Source organism: Drancourtella sp. An12, from assembly GCF_002160935.1.
GTDB classification, from domain to species: Bacteria; Bacillota; Clostridia; order Lachnospirales; family Lachnospiraceae; genus Sellimonas; species Sellimonas catena.
Genome location: NZ_NFLO01000002.1, coordinates 106762 through 123494, shown reverse-complemented (window position 1 = coordinate 123494; position 16733 = coordinate 106762). Strand labels below are relative to the sequence as shown.

The window sequence follows — 16733 nt, the reverse complement described above, 5'->3', positions numbered from 1 at the left end:
CGCTTCACCCTATTCATCAAAATGCCAGCGCAGCACCGGATGTCTGGCTGCCTCCACTTCATCCAGCCGTGTAACCGGTGTGGTAACCGGAGCACGATGCAGTTGATCCGGATATTCCAGTGCCTGACGATACAGATTATGGAAGACCTCCAGCGCTTCATCCAGCGTTTCGCGTGATTCTGTCTCTGTCGGCTCGATCATCAATGCCTCGTCGACAATCAGCGGAAAATACATGGTCGGCGGATGAATGCCATTGTCAAGCAGTCCTTTGGCGATATCCATGGCGGAAATACCCGTCTTCTTTTTCAGATCGGCAAGGCTGATGACAAACTCATGCATGCAGCTCTTTCCGTATGCCGCCGGGAAGATATCCTTTAACCCGTTCATCATATAATTGGCATTTAATACTGCATTCCTGCCTGCTTCCGGGATGCCTTCTTTTCCAAGCGTCATCAGGTAGGAAAGGGCCCGCACCACGACGAGGAAGTTGCCGTAAAAGCTTTTCATTTCCCCGATGCTGTGTTCCGGTTTCTTCATATAATAATGCTCGTCTTTTTCCACAAGAACGGAAGGAAGGAACTCTGCGAGCAGTTCTTTACATCCTACCGGTCCGCTTCCCGGCCCTCCGCCTCCATGCGGGGTGGAAAAAGTTTTGTGAAGATTCAGATGGACAACATCAAATCCCATGTCTCCCGGACGGACCGTTCCCATTACCGCGTTCAGATTCGCCCCGTCATAGTAGCAGAGTCCGCCGCATTCATGGATGATTTCCGTAATCTCCAGGATGTGTTTTTCAAAAATTCCAAGAGTATTCGGATTCGTCAGCATGATTCCTGCGGTCTCTTCGTCCGCCGCTTCTTTCAGCTTTTCCAGGTCCACGCAGCCATCCGCGTCTGACGGAACACTGACCACTTTATAGCCTGCCATCACCGCGCTGGCCGGGTTGGTTCCGTGTGCGGAATCCGGCACCAGAATCTTCGTTCTCCTGGTATCTCCCCTGCTTTCGTGGTAGGCCCGGATCAGGAGAAGTCCCGTAAACTCGCCGTGGGCTCCTGCCGCCGGCTGGAATACCATCCGGTCCATACCGGTAATGGCGCAGAGATATTTCTCCGCCTTATCGAGTACTTCCAGGCATCCCTGTACGGTATGTTCCGGCTGAAGCGGGTGAATCCCGGTAAATCCCGGAAGTGCCGCTGCCGCCTCGTTGATCTTCGGGTTATATTTCATCGTACAAGAACCAAGCGGATAAAATCCATCGTTGACTCCGTGGGACTTTCTCGCCAGTTCACTGTAATGTCTGCTCAGATCCCCCTCTGCGATTTCCGGAAGATGGAGGGCTTTCTGTCTCTGGTCTTCCTGCGGAAGTCTGGTCTCTTCCACATCGCACGCAGGAAGCATTCTGCATCCGCGTCCCGGTCTGCTTTTTTCAAAGATTAACATCCCTGCACCTCCTTCAGAATCCGGATGACCTCATCCATTTCTTCTTTTGTATTGATCTCCGTACAACACCAGAGAATCCGGTGCTCATCCAGCGGATATCCTCCCAGAATTCCGTGTTCCTCCAAAGCCTTCAAGGTCTCCCCTGCCGGCACCCTGGATTCCGTCACAAATTCATGGAAAAAGTTCCCCTGATTTTTCGTGCGGTATCCGATTTTCTCCAGCTCTCCTGCCAGATAGTGTGCCTTGGAGACACACTGCACCGCCGCCTCTTTCAGTCCGTCCGGTCCCATGGACGCCAGGTATACCGTCACCGCCAGTGCACAGAGCGCCTGGTTGGAACAGATATTGCTGGACGCTTTCTCTCTCCGGATATGCTGTTCTCTTGCCTGAAGTGTCAGCACATAACCGGTCTTTCCGTTTTTGTCTTTTGTCTGTCCGACAATTCTGCCGGGCAGCTTCCGCATCATCTTGTCCGTACATGCCATAAAACCAAGGTACGGTCCTCCAAATGCCAGTGGAAGCCCCATCGGCTGTCCTTCTCCGACCGCCACATCCGCTCCGTATTCAGCCGGTGTTTTTAAAATGCCAAGGGAAACCGGATTGACTCCCATCACATATTTTGCCCCGTCTTCATGGGCAATCTGTCCAATTTCTTCTGCATCCTCCAGATTTCCGTAATAATTGGGATGCTGTATGTAAACACACGCCGTTTGTGCATCGATTTGTTCTCTGAGAATCTCTTTGTCCGTACGCCCGTCCTTTTCCGGAATCAGCTCCACCTGCATTCCATTTCCGTGGCAGTAGGTCTGCACCGTCCGGATCACATACGGGGAGGACGTCTGTGAAATCAGGACTTTCTGCCGTTTTCGTTCCCGGCACATGGAAACTCCTTCTGCGGCTGCAGAAGCGCCGTCATAGACTGACGCATTGGACGCATCCATCCCGGTCAGATCACAGATCATTGTCTGATATTCAAAGATGGACTGCAGAATTCCCTGGCTGATTTCCGCCTGATACGGGGTATAGGCCGTCACAAAATTTTCCTTGGATGTGATGTTTGTGACAGCTGCCGGGATATAGTGCCGGTACGCTCCGGCACCCCGGAAAATGGTAGGAAAAAGTTGGTTCTTTCCGGCCATTTTCTCCATTTCTCTTCTGACAGACAGTTCCGGCATGCCTGCCGGGATCTCAAGCTCCCCTTTCAGTCTGACTTCATCTGGAATGTCCGCAAAGAGCTCATTCATGTCAGAATATCCGGCCGCCTGCAGCATTTCCTGTCTTTCTTTCTCTGTATTCGGTACATAGCCGCCCATCCGAACTCACCGCCTCTCTGTTATTCTTTCTCGCTCTCTACAAACGCCTCATACTCCGCTCCTGAGAGCAGCTCTTCTTTTTCTGTGATGTCTTTCACTTTGATAAACCACGCATCATACGGAGCCTCGTTGATATATTCCGGCTCATCCAGCAGTCTTTCGTTGATTTCACATACCACACCGGATACCGGAGAGTACACATCGGACACCGCTTTGACGGATTCCACATCGCCAAATGCCTCTCCTACCGTCACCTCATCTCCCTCTTCCGGAAGATTGACAAACACCAGATCTCCAAGCTCTGACTGGGCGTAGTCCGTCAGCCCGATCACTGCAACTCCGTCTTCCTCTTTTACCCACTCATGTGATTTTACATACTTTAATTCTTCTCTGATTTCCATATCCGTTTCTCCTTTTCTGATTTTTATTTCTGTCTTTTATAAAATGGAAGATCTACAACTTCCGCCTCCACGCTTCGTCCGCGCACGTCAACCTCCACCTTGTCTCCTGTCCTGACCGCTCCTGCCTTCACAAGCGCCATGGCGATCGGATATCCAAGGTACGGGCAGTGTGTGCCGGATGTCGTCGTTCCAATCTCTGTGCCTTCCAGCGAAACCTTCTGCTCTTCCCGGATAATGCCCCGCCCGGTCACTTTCAATCCGATCCGTTCTCTCTTTGGCTCTCCTGCTTCTTCCAGCGCCTTCTTCCCGATAAAATTTTCTTTTGCCATTTTTACGGCAAACTGAAGTCCCGCTTCCAGAGGAGTCACTTCTTCGTTCATCTCGTGTCCGTAGAGCGGCATTGCAGCTTCCATCCGCAGGGTATCTCTTGCTCCCAGTCCGCACGGAATCAGTCCTTCCTCTTTTCCTGCTTCCAGAAGCGCATTCCACATCTGCGGCGCGTATTCTGCCGCCAGATACAGCTCCACGCCGTCCTCACCTGTATAGCCGGTCCTGGAAACGATACAAGGGATTTCTGCCACCCTGCCATCAAACACTGCGTGATAATATTTCTCCGGAATACTCTCTTCGTCCGTCAGTTTTCTTAAAATCTCAAGGGCTTTCGGTCCCTGGAGGGCAAGCTGCGCATACTGGTCGGAAACGTCCGTAAATGCCACGTTTCCAAACTGGTGATCCAGCATCCACTGGTAGTCCTTCCCCTTGTTTGCCGCATTGACAACGATCAGGTATTCTTCTTCGAATTTCCGGTAGACAATCAGATCATCCACCGTGCCTCCGTGTTCGTTGCACATCGGGCTGTACTTGGCCTGGCCGTCCTTGATCTTCGTATAATCATTGGTGAGAAGCATCTGAAGATTTGCCTTCGCATCTTCTCCCGTGCAGAGAATCTCTCCCATATGGGAAACATCAAAGAGCCCTGCCCGGGTGCGCACCGCCATGTGTTCCTTGATCACTCCGGTCGGATACTGTACCGGAAGAGAGTAGCCTGCAAACGGAACCATCTTTCCTCCGGCTTTTACATGTTCTTCATAAAGTGGTGTTTTTAATTCCATCTCCGTCTCCTCCTTATTCATATAATGGATGTCTGCCGCAGATTTCATTGACTGTGCTGCGGATCTCGTCTGCCTTTGCATCAAAGTCTGTTACCGCCATCTTGATCAGCTTTGCAATCGTTCTCATCTCGTCTTCCTTGAGTCCCCGTGTTGTCACAGCCGGCGTTCCGATCCGGATGCCGCTTGTCACAAACGGACTTGCCGGGTCATTTGGCACCGCGTTTTTATTGACTGTAATATAAACCTCGTCCAGACGGCGCTGCAGTTCTTTTCCGGTAATATTCATATTCTGAAGATCGACCAGCATCAGATGGTTGTCCGTTCCGCCGCTGACCAGGTTGAAGCCTTCTTCCTTCAGTGCTTCAGCCAGTGCTTTTGCATTCTTTAAAATCTGTTCCTGATAGGTCTTGAATTCCGGTTTTAACGCTTCCCCAAAGCAGACTGCCTTCGCGGCGATGATATGCATCAAAGGCCCACCCTGGGTTCCTGGAAATACCGCCTTGTTGATGGCCTTTGCGTGTTCTTCCTTGCACATGATCATGCCGCCTCTTGGTCCCCGCAGCGTCTTGTGGGTGGTCGTTGTCACCACATCTGCATAAGGAACCGGGCTCTGATGGAGTCCGGCCGCAACCAGTCCGGCAATATGCGCCATATCCACAAACAAAACGGCGCCCACTTCTTTCGCAATCTCCGCAAACCGGTCAAACCGGATCTCTCTTGGATATGCAGACGCCCCTGCAACAATCATCTTCGGTTTGCATTCCAGTGCTGTCTTTCGGATTTCATCGTAGTCCAGAAATCCTTCTTCATTGATGCTGTATGGTACAAAATGATAAAGAATTCCGGACATATTCACCGGTGAGCCGTGGGTCAGGTGTCCGCCATGGTCCAGATTGAGTCCCATCACCGTATCTCCCGGCTTCAGAAAGGCCTGATAAACCGCAATATTGGCGCTTGCCCCCGAATGTGGCTGCACACAGGCATGTTCGCATCCAAACAGCTGTTTTGCACGCTCGATTGCCAGATTTTCAATCACATCTACATATTCACAGCCTCCGTAATACCGTTTCCCCGGATATCCTTCCGCATACTTGTTTGTCGGGACCGTCCCCATCGCAAGCATCACCGCCGGGCTTACTATATTTTCCGATGCGATCAGCTCCAGATTTCTTCTCTGCCTTCCAAGTTCCTGTTCCAGAGCCCCGCCGACTTCCGGATCGTACTCTTTGATGTAGTTCGTAACATCTCCTACCATACTCATACGTATTTCCTCCTCAAATCAATATTCTTGCTTTTTCTGTCGATACGGATTCCGGCCGAAAATCCGGGGCAACAAAAAAAGCAGATCAAGTAACTTCTCCATCATGAGAAGTCCTTTCATCTGCCTCTGTCCTTTTACCTGAAAGATTATCCAGCAGTGCTGTGCTGCACGCCAGATTACTTCTTCGGTACAATCATATTGTTCTCCAGAGTGTTGTCCGAACCTGTTCCTTTTGCCTGAGAGTTTCTTGCATGCCCCTTCGGCTCCGGCTATCATTCCCGCGCCGCACACTGCGCTATAGTGGTATCTCACAGGTTCATCATTCAACTTTAAAGTTATTATAAAATTCACTTACTCCAGAGTCAAGTGTTAAATAATAAACTTGTCAGTTAATATTTTGACAGTTATTTTGTAGACAATTTCTTCTTGTTTATCGTTTTTCTTTATACATTTTCCTTCTTAACCAAGCACCAGACACCAGAGCGGGAGTGTCAGAAGCGACAGCAGCGTACTGAGGAAAATCATCCCCGTCGCATACCGCTCATCCCCATGGTATTTGGAAGAAAGAAGTGCTGTTGTGACAGGCGCCGGCATTCCGGCCATGATTACGGTAATCCCCCGCAGCACCGGATCCACCGGAAGAAAGGCTGTCAGAGCAAAGACGACCGCCGGGATCAATACAAGGCGGACTGCCGCATAAAATACCATGGTACGGTCAATCAATCCTCTTGGATCCATCTCCGCAAGCATCATTCCGATCAGCATCATACTCATGGGTGTATTGGCGCTGCTTAAGCCTTCCGCCGCCCGGGTAAAAAAGTCCGGCCAGGATATCGGAAGGAGCATAACGATCAGCCCCAGATAAATTGAAACAATGCAGGGATGAGTGACAACCTTTTTCAACACATTCTTTTTCCGGCCCGGCAGAAAGCAGGAGACGCCAACCGACCACATGACCACCCGGACCGGAAGCATGAAGACTGACGCATACAAAAGCCCGGACGTCCCGTAAATACTTTCAATTACCGGATTTCCCAGAAAGCCGCCGTTAGAAACAATCGTCCCGTACCGGAGCGGCTTTCTCTTTTCCTCATCTGTTTTTTTGTACAACAGAAACGCTGACGCCACAGATATCATATTATACAGCACGGATAACAGCACCGTCATGACAACCGGCTTCCAGACATCATGATGGGGCTGTACAAGAAACGCATGAAAAATGTTAAACGGCAGCAGCACATACAGACACAGATCCACCATGTTCAACCTTCCTGTCGTGCCTACTATTCCTCTTTTTCTTACGATAAATCCAACGATCACAAAGAAGAACATCATCCCCTGCATCGTCAGCATATTTTCAAATACCATCTGCCTGCTCCTACAATCCAATCCGGTCCGCAATACCGCGCATTGCTTCCAGTGCAATGTCGATAAATTCGTCAAAATCCATGCCCGTAAATTCAATCGCTTCCATATAGTCGCGGTTGGCACCGGCTGCAAACCGAAGCTCACGGAAACGTTTGAGCACAGATTTATGTTTGACGCTTGCAATCTTTTTATCCGGATAGATCTGAGCAATGGCTTTCAAAAAACCACTCATCGGATCGGATGCAAGAATCGCATACTGAAGTTTTGTTTTTGCTTTCACGCCGCTTTCCGGATTGTGGGCACAAATGGCGTCAAACAGTACCGGATCATCAATTCCTTCTTTTTTCAGGATTTCCACCGATGTCGGTCCGTGGGTCTCCGGGTGCTCCTTCCACTCGCAGTGTTCCTCATCCAGATCATGAAGGAGCCCCACTACGCCCCAGTATTCCACTTCTTCAGGAGCAAGCTTTTCTGCGACTCCCCGCATGATCGCTTCCACCGCATAGGAATGCTCCAGGTAGCGTTCTCCTTCCATGTATTTATGTAAAATCTCATATGCCTGATCGCGTGTAATCGCCATTGTTCTTTCCTCCTGAATACATTTTTGTCAAGTATGTTATCGAGCCAGTGTTCCCATCGGATCCCATGGATTCAGATGAACCGGTTCCTGCGCAGCCTCCTCAAGCTGCTCTTTGGTCAAATATTTTTTATTAATCACTGCCTGGTACACATACCGGTCAAACCAGTCCGCGCTCATCAGATAGTATCCCTTTTCACCGTGCTCATCACTCCAGCTGTTCTGGATTTTCCATTTGAGTGCTTTTCCTTCCTCATCCAGATCCACACCGGTAATCACCATGGCATGGTTCATCGCGCTCTCCCGGTAGTCAAGCCCGGCACCTTTTTCCATATCAAATTGCATGCCGTAGGTACCCTCAAAATCATAGCACTCCGTGCACCAGAGTCCCATGTCTCTTTCGCCGTATTTTCCAACATCACTTCCGAACCATACGACCTCTCCGTCTGACAGCTGGCGGATAATCAGACCTTTCAGCGTATCCATCGGCAGATTATAGTAACGCACCGGAGCGCCCTCTGCCACATTGCCAAGATAGTCTACCGTGTAACTTTTCCCAAACGGCTTGTCTTCGGTCGGCGAATTGATAATGCTGACATAATCTTCATGGAGCTTCAGTCCCACATACTCCTCATAAAAAGTCTTTGGAGTCAGATTCCGTACTACATGGTACTTCTTCTCTTTATCTACATACTCAAAATCAAAGGTCTTCGGCGGCTTGCCGAAGCACATGCACAGGAAGCTGTAGATATCTGCCATCATCTCTTTTTTCTCTTCATGGGCATCCCCGCCGTTTCGTACAGTCTCACGAAGCTTTGCAGCACACAGGCGCAGTCTGGAATTCAGAAGCGCATTCATATCTCTCGTATTGCTGCTCTGGTAGGTTTCCTCCATGGCACTCTTCGGAACCACTCCGTACTTTTCCACGAGATTGACAAACATATCCCACTGGCCTCCATCGCCGACGCCTTCTGAAAGAATGTGGCACACGGTACGGTCGTCCACCGGGCGGTCCGCCAGATCAATGATGCTCTCCAGCATATAATTGGCCTTTTCAAACTTATCCCAGAATGCTGTGTAGTTCTGGGAAAGCTCAAATTTGTCCAGATTGCATTTCTTTGCCGTCACTTCACGAAGCACATTCAGCGCAGAGAAAATCCAGCAGCGTCCGCTGGCTTTCTGATTCGTCACCGGAAGCGTCGGAATATCAATGGAGAATGCATACTGGGAGGATGCAAGCCCTGCATGGCAAAACGCCGCATCCTTTACCGAATGCTTGTAAAGCGCATTCGTCATCGCTCGGCAGAGCGCACTGCCTGCATACTTTTCCTCAAACCCGGAGAGATCATCTGCTGTCAATCCTTGAAACTGATTCATTTTTCATCATCCTTTCCCTTTATCTTTTGTCTCTGCCCTATAGTATAGCATGAATTTGAAAACGGCGAAATACCCGATACTTGCTTTACATGGCAAAATATAAGCGCCCTGCGGGATTTCCCGCAGGGCGCTATGCTTTACCTGAGTAAACTATTCTACAGATCGTTCTTATTCTTCTGTTTCTGTCTCCTGGCTTTCCTCTTCGGATGTTTCTTCGGAAACTTCCTCTGCCGTCTCTTCAGCTGTTTCCGCTTCCGGCTCTTCTGTCAGATCCAGATCTGCACCAAGAATCTCTGCATCCTCCTCAGCTGCTTCGGATTCTGCTTTCTCGTCTTCTTTTGCATTTTCCTTTTCTTCAGCTTCTCTGCGGAGGCGTGCCTCTTCTTCTTTCTGAGCTTCGATCATCGCATCTGTATTCAGCTTGATATTGCGGTATTTGCTCATACCGGTACCAACCGGAATCAGTTTACCGATGATAACGTTCTCTTTCAGACCGATCAGCGGATCGACTTTTCCTTTGATGGCTGCTTCTGTGAGGACTTTTGTTGTCTCCTGGAAGGAAGCTGCGGACAGGAAGGAGTTTGTAGCAAGTGCCGCCTTGGTAATACCAAGCATGATCTGCTCTCCTGTTGCCGGCTCTTTACCTTCAGCCACGAGTTCTTTATTTCTGTCTTCGAACTCAAGGGCGTCTACCATAGTGCCCGGAAGGAATTCGGAATCTCCGTTCTCCTCGATACGGACTTTCTTCAGCATCTGACGCACAATGACTTCGATGTGCTTATCGTTGATATCTACACCCTGGAGACGGTATACCCTCTGCACTTCCTGGATCATGTAATCCTGTACAGCACGCAGACCTTTGATTCTCAGGATATCATGCGGGTTGACACTACCTTCTGTAAGCTCGTCTCCGGCTTCCAGTTCCGCGCCATCCTGAATCTTGATTCTGGAACCGTACGGAATGAGGTATGCCTTGGATTCCCCTGTCTCATTGTTGGTAACGATGATCTCACGTTTCTTCTTTGTATCGTTGATCGTTGCTTTTCCGGCGAACTCTGTAATGATTGCAAGTCCCTTCGGCTTTCTTGCCTCGAAAAGCTCTTCGACACGAGGAAGACCCTGTGTGATATCGTCACCGGCAACACCACCTGTATGGAAGGTACGCATGGTAAGCTGTGTACCAGGCTCACCGATGGACTGGGCAGCAATGATTCCGACTGCCTCGCCGACCTGTACCGGCTCTCCTGTTGCCATGTTGGCGCCGTAACATTTTGCGCAGACACCCAGATGGGATTTACATGTCAGGATAGTACGGATCTTCACCTTTTTGATCTCGTTGCCGTTTTCATCCACACCTTTTGTTACGATCGCAGCCGCACGTTTCGGCGTAATCATGTGGTTTGCTTTGACAATCACATTGCCTTCTCTGTCACAGATTGTCTCGCAGGAATAACGTCCTGTGATACGCTCCTGAAGGCTTTCAATCTCTTCATTTCCGTCCGTAAATGCCTTGACATACATTCCCGGGATTTCTTCTCCCTTCTCCACGCAGTCTACTTCGCGGATAGAAAGTTCCTGAGAAACGTCTACAAGACGTCTAGTCAGGTAACCGGAATCGGCTGTACGAAGCGCCGTATCGGACAGACCTTTACGAGCTCCATGGGCGGACATGAAGTATTCCAGTACGTCCAGACCTTCACGGAAGTTGGACTTGATCGGCAGCTCGATCGTACGTCCGGTCGTATCTGCCATCAAACCACGCATACCGGCAAGCTGTTTGATCTGTTTGTCAGAACCACGGGCTCCGGAATCCGCCATCATGAAGATATTGTTGTATTTATCCAGACCGGAAAGCAGTGCCTCTGTCAGGGCATCGTCAGTTGCCTTCCATGTCTCAACGACTTCTTTGTAACGCTCCTCCTCTGTGATGAGACCACGTTTGAAGTTTCTTGTGATCTTATCTACCGTATCCTGTGCCTGCTGGATCATCTGCGGCTTCTGCGGCGGAACGGTCATATCGGAGATGGATACTGTCATCGCAGCTCTCGTAGAGAACTTGTATCCGATGGATTTTACATTATCAAGTACTTCTGCTGTTGCGGATGCACCATGTGTATTGATAACCTTTTCCAGGATCTTCTTTAACTGCTTCTTGCCGACATGGAAATCGACTTCCAGAAGAAGCTCATTTCCTTCTACGGTTCTATCCACGAATCCGAGATCCTGCGGAATGATTTCGTTGAAGAGGAACCGTCCCAGTGTGGACTCTACTGTTCCTGACTTCACTGTTCCGTCCGGCATTGTCTTGGAGACACGTACCTTGATCCGTGAGTGCAGTGTGATTACCTGGTTTTCGTAGGCAAGGATTGCTTCGTTTACGCTCTTGAAGAACTTGCCTTCACCTTTCACGCCTGGTCTTTCCTGTGTCAGGTAGTAGATACCAAGTACCATATCCTGTGAAGGAACGGCTACCGGACCGCCGTCTGAAGGTTTCAGAAGGTTGTTCGGTGAAAGGAGAAGGAAACGGCACTCTGCCTGTGCTTCTACGGAAAGCGGAAGATGAACCGCCATCTGGTCACCGTCGAAGTCGGCGTTGAACGCTGTACATACGAGCGGGTGAAGCTTGATTGCCTTACCTTCTACAAGAATCGGCTCGAATGCCTGGATACCAAGTCTGTGCAGTGTAGGGGCACGGTTCAGCATAACCGGATGCTCTTTAATGACATCTTCCAGGACATCCCAGACTTCTGTCTGAAGTCTTTCCACCATTTTCTTTGCGTTTTTGATATTGTGTGCTGTACCGTTTGCAACAAGTTCTTTCATTACGAACGGTTTGAACAGCTCGATTGCCATTTCTTTCGGCAGACCGCACTGATAGATCTTCAGTTCCGGTCCTACTACGATAACGGAACGTCCGGAGTAGTCAACACGTTTTCCGAGCAGGTTCTGACGGAAACGTCCGGATTTTCCTTTTAACATATCGGAAAGAGATTTCAGGGCACGGTTTCCCGGTCCTGTAACCGGACGGCCGCGGCGGCCGTTGTCGATCAGGGCGTCAACTGCTTCCTGAAGCATTCTCTTTTCGTTTCTTACGATGATATCCGGGGCTCCAAGCTCCAGAAGTCTTCTCAGACGGTTGTTACGGTTGATGATTCTTCTGTAAAGGTCATTTAAGTCAGATGTCGCGAAACGTCCTCCATCAAGCTGAACCATCGGACGCAGATCCGGCGGAATAACCGGGATGACCGTCATGATCATCCACTCCGGTTTGTTTCCGGATTCACGGAACGCTTCCACAACTTCCAGACGTTTTACGATTCTTGCACGTTTCTGTCCGGTCGCTCCTTCGAGTCCGTCTCTTAACTCATGGTATTCCTTTTCCAGATCAATATTCTTTAACAGTTCCTGAATCGCTTCCGCGCCCATGCCGACACGGAATGCGCTTCCCCATTTTTCTCTTGCTTCCTGATATTCCTGTTCAGAGAGCACCTGTTTGTACTGTAAATCTGTCTCCCCTTTATCGAGTACAATGTAGGAAGCAAAGTACAGTACTTTCTCCAGTGTTCTCGGAGAAAGGTCGAGAATCAGTCCCATCCGGCTCGGGATTCCTTTAAAATACCAGATATGGGATACCGGAGCCGCCAGTGCGATATGCCCCATACGCTCACGGCGTACTGCAGATTTCGTAACCTCAACACCGCAGCGGTCACAGATCACACCTTTATAACGGATTTTCTTATATTTACCACAGTGACATTCCCAGTCCTTGCTTGGTCCGAAAATACGTTCGCAGAACAGCCCGTCGCGTTCCGGCTTTAAAGTTCTGTAGTTGATGGTCTCCGGCTTTGTTACCTCGCCTCTTGACCACTCCAGAATCTTTTCAGGTGATGCCAGCCCGATCTTGATCGCATCAAAGGTCATCGGCTGATACGTCGCTTCATTATTGTTTCCCGTCATTACGGCACCCCTTTCTATTCTTCATCTGACATTTCGTCAAAATCAATCGTAAAGTCTTCGTCGTTAAAATCCAGTTCTTCTTCATCCTGTCCTTCTTCGATGTCAACTAATTCTTCTCCCTGGAATTCCTGCTGTGAGAAACCATGCTCTCCGTAGGACTCCCTGTCGTTGGAATACCTTCTGTCTCCTTCAATGATTGCATTTAAGTTCGTCTCACCGTAATCGGATGTCTCCATGATCTCAACTTCTGTATTGTCGTCTCTGAGCACACGTACATCCAGTCCGAGAGACTGAAGCTCTTTTAAAAGTACCTTGAAGGACTCCGGAATACCCGGCTCCGGAATGTTGTCTCCTTTGATGATGGCTTCGTATGTCTTCACACGGCCGATCACATCGTCGGATTTTACTGTCAGGATCTCCTGCAGGGTGTAGGACGCACCGTATGCCTCCAGTGCCCATACCTCCATCTCTCCGAAACGCTGTCCACCGAACTGTGCTTTACCACCGAGCGGCTGCTGTGTAACGAGGGAGTAAGGACCTGTGGAACGTGCATGGATCTTGTCATCAACAAGGTGGTGCAGTTTCAGGTAGTGCATGTGTCCGATCGTAACCGGGCTGTCGAAGTACTCACCTGTACGTCCGTCTCTCAGGCGTACTTTACCGTCTCTGGAAATCGGCACGCCTTTCCACAGCTTTCTGTGTTCCCTGTTGTCATAGAGATACTGCATTACTTCAGGAAGAAGCTCCTCTTTATGCTTTTCTTCAAATTCTTCCCAGGAAAGATTTACATAATCGTTCGCCAGGTCAAGTGTATCCATAATGTCATTTTCGTTTGCTCCGTCGAATACCGGAGTTGCCACATTAAATCCAAGTGCTTTTGCCGCAAGACTCAGGTGAATCTCAAGTACCTGTCCGATGTTCATACGGGAAGGCACACCAAGCGGGTTCAGCACGATATCAAGCGGACGTCCGTTTGGAAGGAACGGCATATCCTCTACCGGGAGCACGCGGGAAACGACACCCTTGTTTCCGTGACGTCCGGCCATTTTATCTCCTACAGAGATCTTTCTCTTCTGGGCAATGTAAATGCGCACTGCCTGGTTAACTCCCGGAGAAAGTTCGTCTCCGTTTTCTCTTGTGAATACTTTGGCATCTACGACAATACCATATTCACCATGCGGTACTTTCAGAGAAGTATCTCTGACTTCGCGGGCTTTCTCACCGAAGATCGCTCTTAACAGACGCTCTTCCGCTGTCAGCTCCGTCTCTCCTTTCGGAGTAACCTTTCCGACAAGGATATCGCCGGCACGTACTTCCGCACCGATACGGATGATTCCTCTTTCATCCAGGTCTTTAAGTGCATCATCACCGACACCCGGGATATCCCGTGTAATCTCTTCCGGTCCCAGCTTCGTGTCACGTGCTTCTGCCTCATATTCTTCTATATGAACGGATGTATATACATCATCCTGAACAAGGCGCTCGCTTAAGAGAACGGCATCCTCGTAGTTATATCCTTCCCATGTCATGAATCCGATCAGCGGGTTCTTACCAAGAGCCATCTCACCGTTGGATGTGGACGGTCCGTCTGCGATGACTTCTCCCTTCTCCACTCTGTCGCCCTTGAATACAATCGGTCTCTGGTTGTAGCAGTTGGACTGGTTGCTTCGTAAGAACTTGGTCAGCTTGTAAGTCTTCTTCACGCCGTCGTCCTGACGGATAATGATCTCTGTGGAAGCAGCTCTTTCTACAACGCCTGCTTCCTCTGCAACGACGCAGACACCGGAGTCTACCGCGGATTTCTCTTCCATACCTGTACCGACTACCGGAGCCTCTGTTGTCAGAAGCGGTACTGCCTGACGCTGCATGTTGGATCCCATCAGCGCACGGTTGGCATCATCGTTTTCCAGGAAAGGAATCAGCGCTGTAGCAACGGAGAATACCATCTTCGGAGACACGTCCATGTAGTCAAATTTGCTTCTCTCGTATTCCTGTGTCTCTTCACGGTAACGACCGGATACATTCTTTCTCACAAAATGTCCTTCTGCATCCAGCGGTTCGTTCGCCTGTGCTACGTGGTAGTTGTCCTCTTCGTCTGCTGTCATGTAGACAACTTCGTCTGTTACGACCGGATTTTCCGGATCGCTCTTGTCGATCTTCCGGTACGGAGCCTCGACAAAACCATATTTATTGATTCTTGCGTAAGTTGCAAGAGAGTTGATCAGACCGATGTTCGGACCTTCAGGCGTCTCGATCGGGCACATTCTTCCGTAATGGGAATAGTGAACGTCTCGCACCTCGAATCCTGCACGGTCTCTGGAAAGACCTCCCGGTCCAAGTGCGGAAAGACGTCTCTTGTGTGTCAGCTCGCCAAGCGGATTGTTCTGATCCATGAACTGGGACAGCTGTGAGGAACCGAAGAACTCCTTCACCGCCGCGGTCACCGGTTTGATGTTGATCAGAGACTGTGGTGAGATACCTTCCAGATCCTGTGTTGTCATTCTTTCACGGACAACTCTTTCCAGACGGGAAAGTCCGATCCGGTACTGGTTCTGGAGAAGTTCTCCTACCGCACGGATACGTCTGTTGCCCAGATGGTCGATATCATCGTCATTTCCAAGGCCGTATTCCAGATGCATGTTGTAGTTGATGGACGCAAAAATGTCCTCCTTTGTGATATGCTTCGGAACAAGCTCATGGAGATTCTTTCTGACTGCTTCTTTGAGCTCTTCTGTATCGCCTGCCGCTTCTTCCATCAGATCTGCAAGAACCGGGTAATACACAAGCTCGGAAACTCCTACTTCTTTTGGTTCAATGCCGGTCACCTCTTTGAGATCTACCGCCATATTGGAAAGGACTTTGATGTCCCTATCCTCGCCCTCACGGCTGATCCATACAAACGGCACCGCATTGTTCTGAATCGTATCGGCAAGCTCCCTTGTCACTTCCGTTCCTGCTTCCGCCAGGATCTCGCCTGTCAATGGACTGAACACTTCTCTTGCAAGAACATGTCCTGTGATTCTGTTCTTAAGGAGTAATTTCTTATTAAATTTGTAACGTCCGACTCTTGCAAGGTCATATCTTCTTGGATCGAAGAACATGCTTGTAATCAGGCTTTCCGCACTGTCTACTGCAAGCGGCTCGCCCGGACGGATCTTTTTGTAAAGTTCGAGGAGACCTTCCTGATAGTTTTCAGCAGTATCTTTGCCGAAACTTGCAAGAATCTTCGGCTCTTCGCCGAACATTTCGATGATCTCCGGATTGGTGCCCACGCCAAGCGCACGGATCAGCACGGTGATCGGCACCTTTCTTGTTCTGTCTACCCTTACATAGAAAACGTCATTAGAGTCTGTCTCATATTCCAGCCATGCACCACGGTTCGGAATCACGGTACAGGAATAGAGCTGCTTACCGATTTTGTCATGTGCGATTCCGTAGTAAATGCCAGGCGAACGTACAAGCTGGCTTACGATGACACGTTCCGCACCATTGATGACAAAAGTACCTGTCTTCGTCATAATAGGCAGATCGCCCATAAAGATCTCGTGTTCGTTGATCTCATCCGTTTCCTTATTATAAAGCCTTACCCTTACTTTCAAAGGCGCTGCATAAGTCGCATCCCGCTCTTTGCATTCCTCGATCGTATACTTCACATCATCTTCGCATAATGTAAAATCGACAAATTCCAGGCTCAGCTGTCCGCTGTAATCCGTAATCGGCGAAATGTCGTCGAACACTTCTTTCAAACCCTCGTCGAGGAACCACTGATAGGAATCTTTCTGAACCTCAATCAGATTTGGCATCTCAAGAACTTCTTTTTGTCTGGAATAGGTCATCCGGGAACTTCTTCCGCTTTTCATGGGACGAATTCTGTTTTTCTCCATTGACGTTTCACTCCTTGTATTATTATTCTCGTGAAAATCACCA

At 49.5% G+C, this 16733-nt stretch carries 10 protein-coding genes and 1 riboswitch; all 10 genes read right to left on the bottom strand.

Annotation, left to right across the window (positions count from 1 at the left end):
* Positions 1–9: 9 nt before the first annotated feature.
* Positions 10–1440 (bottom strand): aminomethyl-transferring glycine dehydrogenase subunit GcvPB, encoded by a 1431-nt coding sequence (gene gcvPB / locus B5E64_RS02900; protein WP_087167037.1) that lies wholly within the window; start codon positions 1438–1440, stop codon positions 10–12.
* Positions 1434–2753: an aminomethyl-transferring glycine dehydrogenase subunit GcvPA gene (gene gcvPA / locus B5E64_RS02895; RefSeq protein ID WP_087167036.1), complete on the bottom strand. Its 1320-nt coding sequence runs from the start codon at positions 2751–2753 to the stop codon at positions 1434–1436. The genes gcvPB and gcvPA overlap by 7 nt, the downstream gene beginning before the upstream one ends.
* Before the next feature lie 20 nt (positions 2754–2773).
* Entirely contained in the window at positions 2774–3154 is a 381-nt protein-coding gene (gene gcvH, locus B5E64_RS02890; RefSeq protein WP_087167035.1) for a glycine cleavage system protein GcvH, read from the bottom strand.
* A 23-nt stretch (positions 3155–3177) separates the two neighbouring features.
* Positions 3178–4266 (bottom strand): glycine cleavage system aminomethyltransferase GcvT, encoded by a 1089-nt coding sequence (gene gcvT / locus B5E64_RS02885; protein WP_087167034.1) that lies wholly within the window; start codon positions 4264–4266, stop codon positions 3178–3180.
* 13 nt (positions 4267–4279) lie between these two features.
* On the bottom strand, positions 4280–5521 hold the full coding sequence (gene glyA, locus B5E64_RS02880; protein ID WP_087167245.1) for a serine hydroxymethyltransferase: 1242 nt from the start codon (positions 5519–5521) through the stop codon (positions 4280–4282).
* Positions 5522–5643: 122 nt separating this feature from the next.
* A riboswitch (glycine riboswitch) is annotated at positions 5644–5746 on the bottom strand.
* A 240-nt stretch (positions 5747–5986) separates the two neighbouring features.
* On the bottom strand, positions 5987–6895 hold the full coding sequence (locus B5E64_RS02875; protein ID WP_087167033.1) for an AEC family transporter: 909 nt from the start codon (positions 6893–6895) through the stop codon (positions 5987–5989).
* A gap of 10 nt (positions 6896–6905) precedes the next feature.
* A complete protein-coding gene (locus tag B5E64_RS02870) occupies positions 6906–7475 on the bottom strand; it encodes an HD domain-containing protein (RefSeq protein WP_087167032.1) in 570 nt (189 codons plus the stop codon).
* Positions 7476–7511: 36 nt separating this feature from the next.
* Positions 7512–8849: a C1 family peptidase gene (locus tag B5E64_RS02865; RefSeq protein WP_087167031.1), complete on the bottom strand. Its 1338-nt coding sequence runs from the start codon at positions 8847–8849 to the stop codon at positions 7512–7514.
* A 168-nt stretch (positions 8850–9017) separates the two neighbouring features.
* Positions 9018–12806, bottom strand: a complete 3789-nt coding sequence (rpoC, locus tag B5E64_RS02860) for a DNA-directed RNA polymerase subunit beta' (protein ID WP_087167030.1) — start codon at positions 12804–12806, stop codon at positions 9018–9020.
* Between the two features lie 14 nt (positions 12807–12820).
* Positions 12821–16690, bottom strand: coding sequence for a DNA-directed RNA polymerase subunit beta (locus B5E64_RS02855; RefSeq protein ID WP_087167029.1), 3870 nt, complete (start codon positions 16688–16690; stop codon positions 12821–12823).
* Positions 16691–16733: the final 43 nt, after the last annotated feature.

Coding starts and splice junctions, on each gene's coding strand:
- gcvT (WP_087167034.1), bottom strand. CDS start 4,266: ATGGAATTAAAAACACCACTTTATGAAGAACATGTAAAAGCCGGAGGA.
- gcvH (WP_087167035.1), bottom strand. CDS start 3,154: ATGGAAATCAGAGAAGAATTAAAGTATGTAAAATCACATGAGTGGGTA.
- B5E64_RS02870 (WP_087167032.1), bottom strand. CDS start 7,475: ATGGCGATTACACGCGATCAGGCATATGAGATTTTACATAAATACATG.
- B5E64_RS02875 (WP_087167033.1), bottom strand. CDS start 6,895: ATGGTATTTGAAAATATGCTGACGATGCAGGGGATGATGTTCTTCTTT.
- B5E64_RS02865 (WP_087167031.1), bottom strand. CDS start 8,849: ATGAATCAGTTTCAAGGATTGACAGCAGATGATCTCTCCGGGTTTGAG.
- rpoC (WP_087167030.1), bottom strand. CDS start 12,806: ATGACGGGAAACAATAATGAAGCGACGTATCAGCCGATGACCTTTGAT.
- gcvPA (WP_087167036.1), bottom strand. CDS start 2,753: ATGGGCGGCTATGTACCGAATACAGAGAAAGAAAGACAGGAAATGCTG.
- B5E64_RS02855 (WP_087167029.1), bottom strand. CDS start 16,690: ATGGAGAAAAACAGAATTCGTCCCATGAAAAGCGGAAGAAGTTCCCGG.
- glyA (WP_087167245.1), bottom strand. CDS start 5,521: ATGGTAGGAGATGTTACGAACTACATCAAAGAGTACGATCCGGAAGTC.
- gcvPB (WP_087167037.1), bottom strand. CDS start 1,440: ATGTTAATCTTTGAAAAAAGCAGACCGGGACGCGGATGCAGAATGCTT.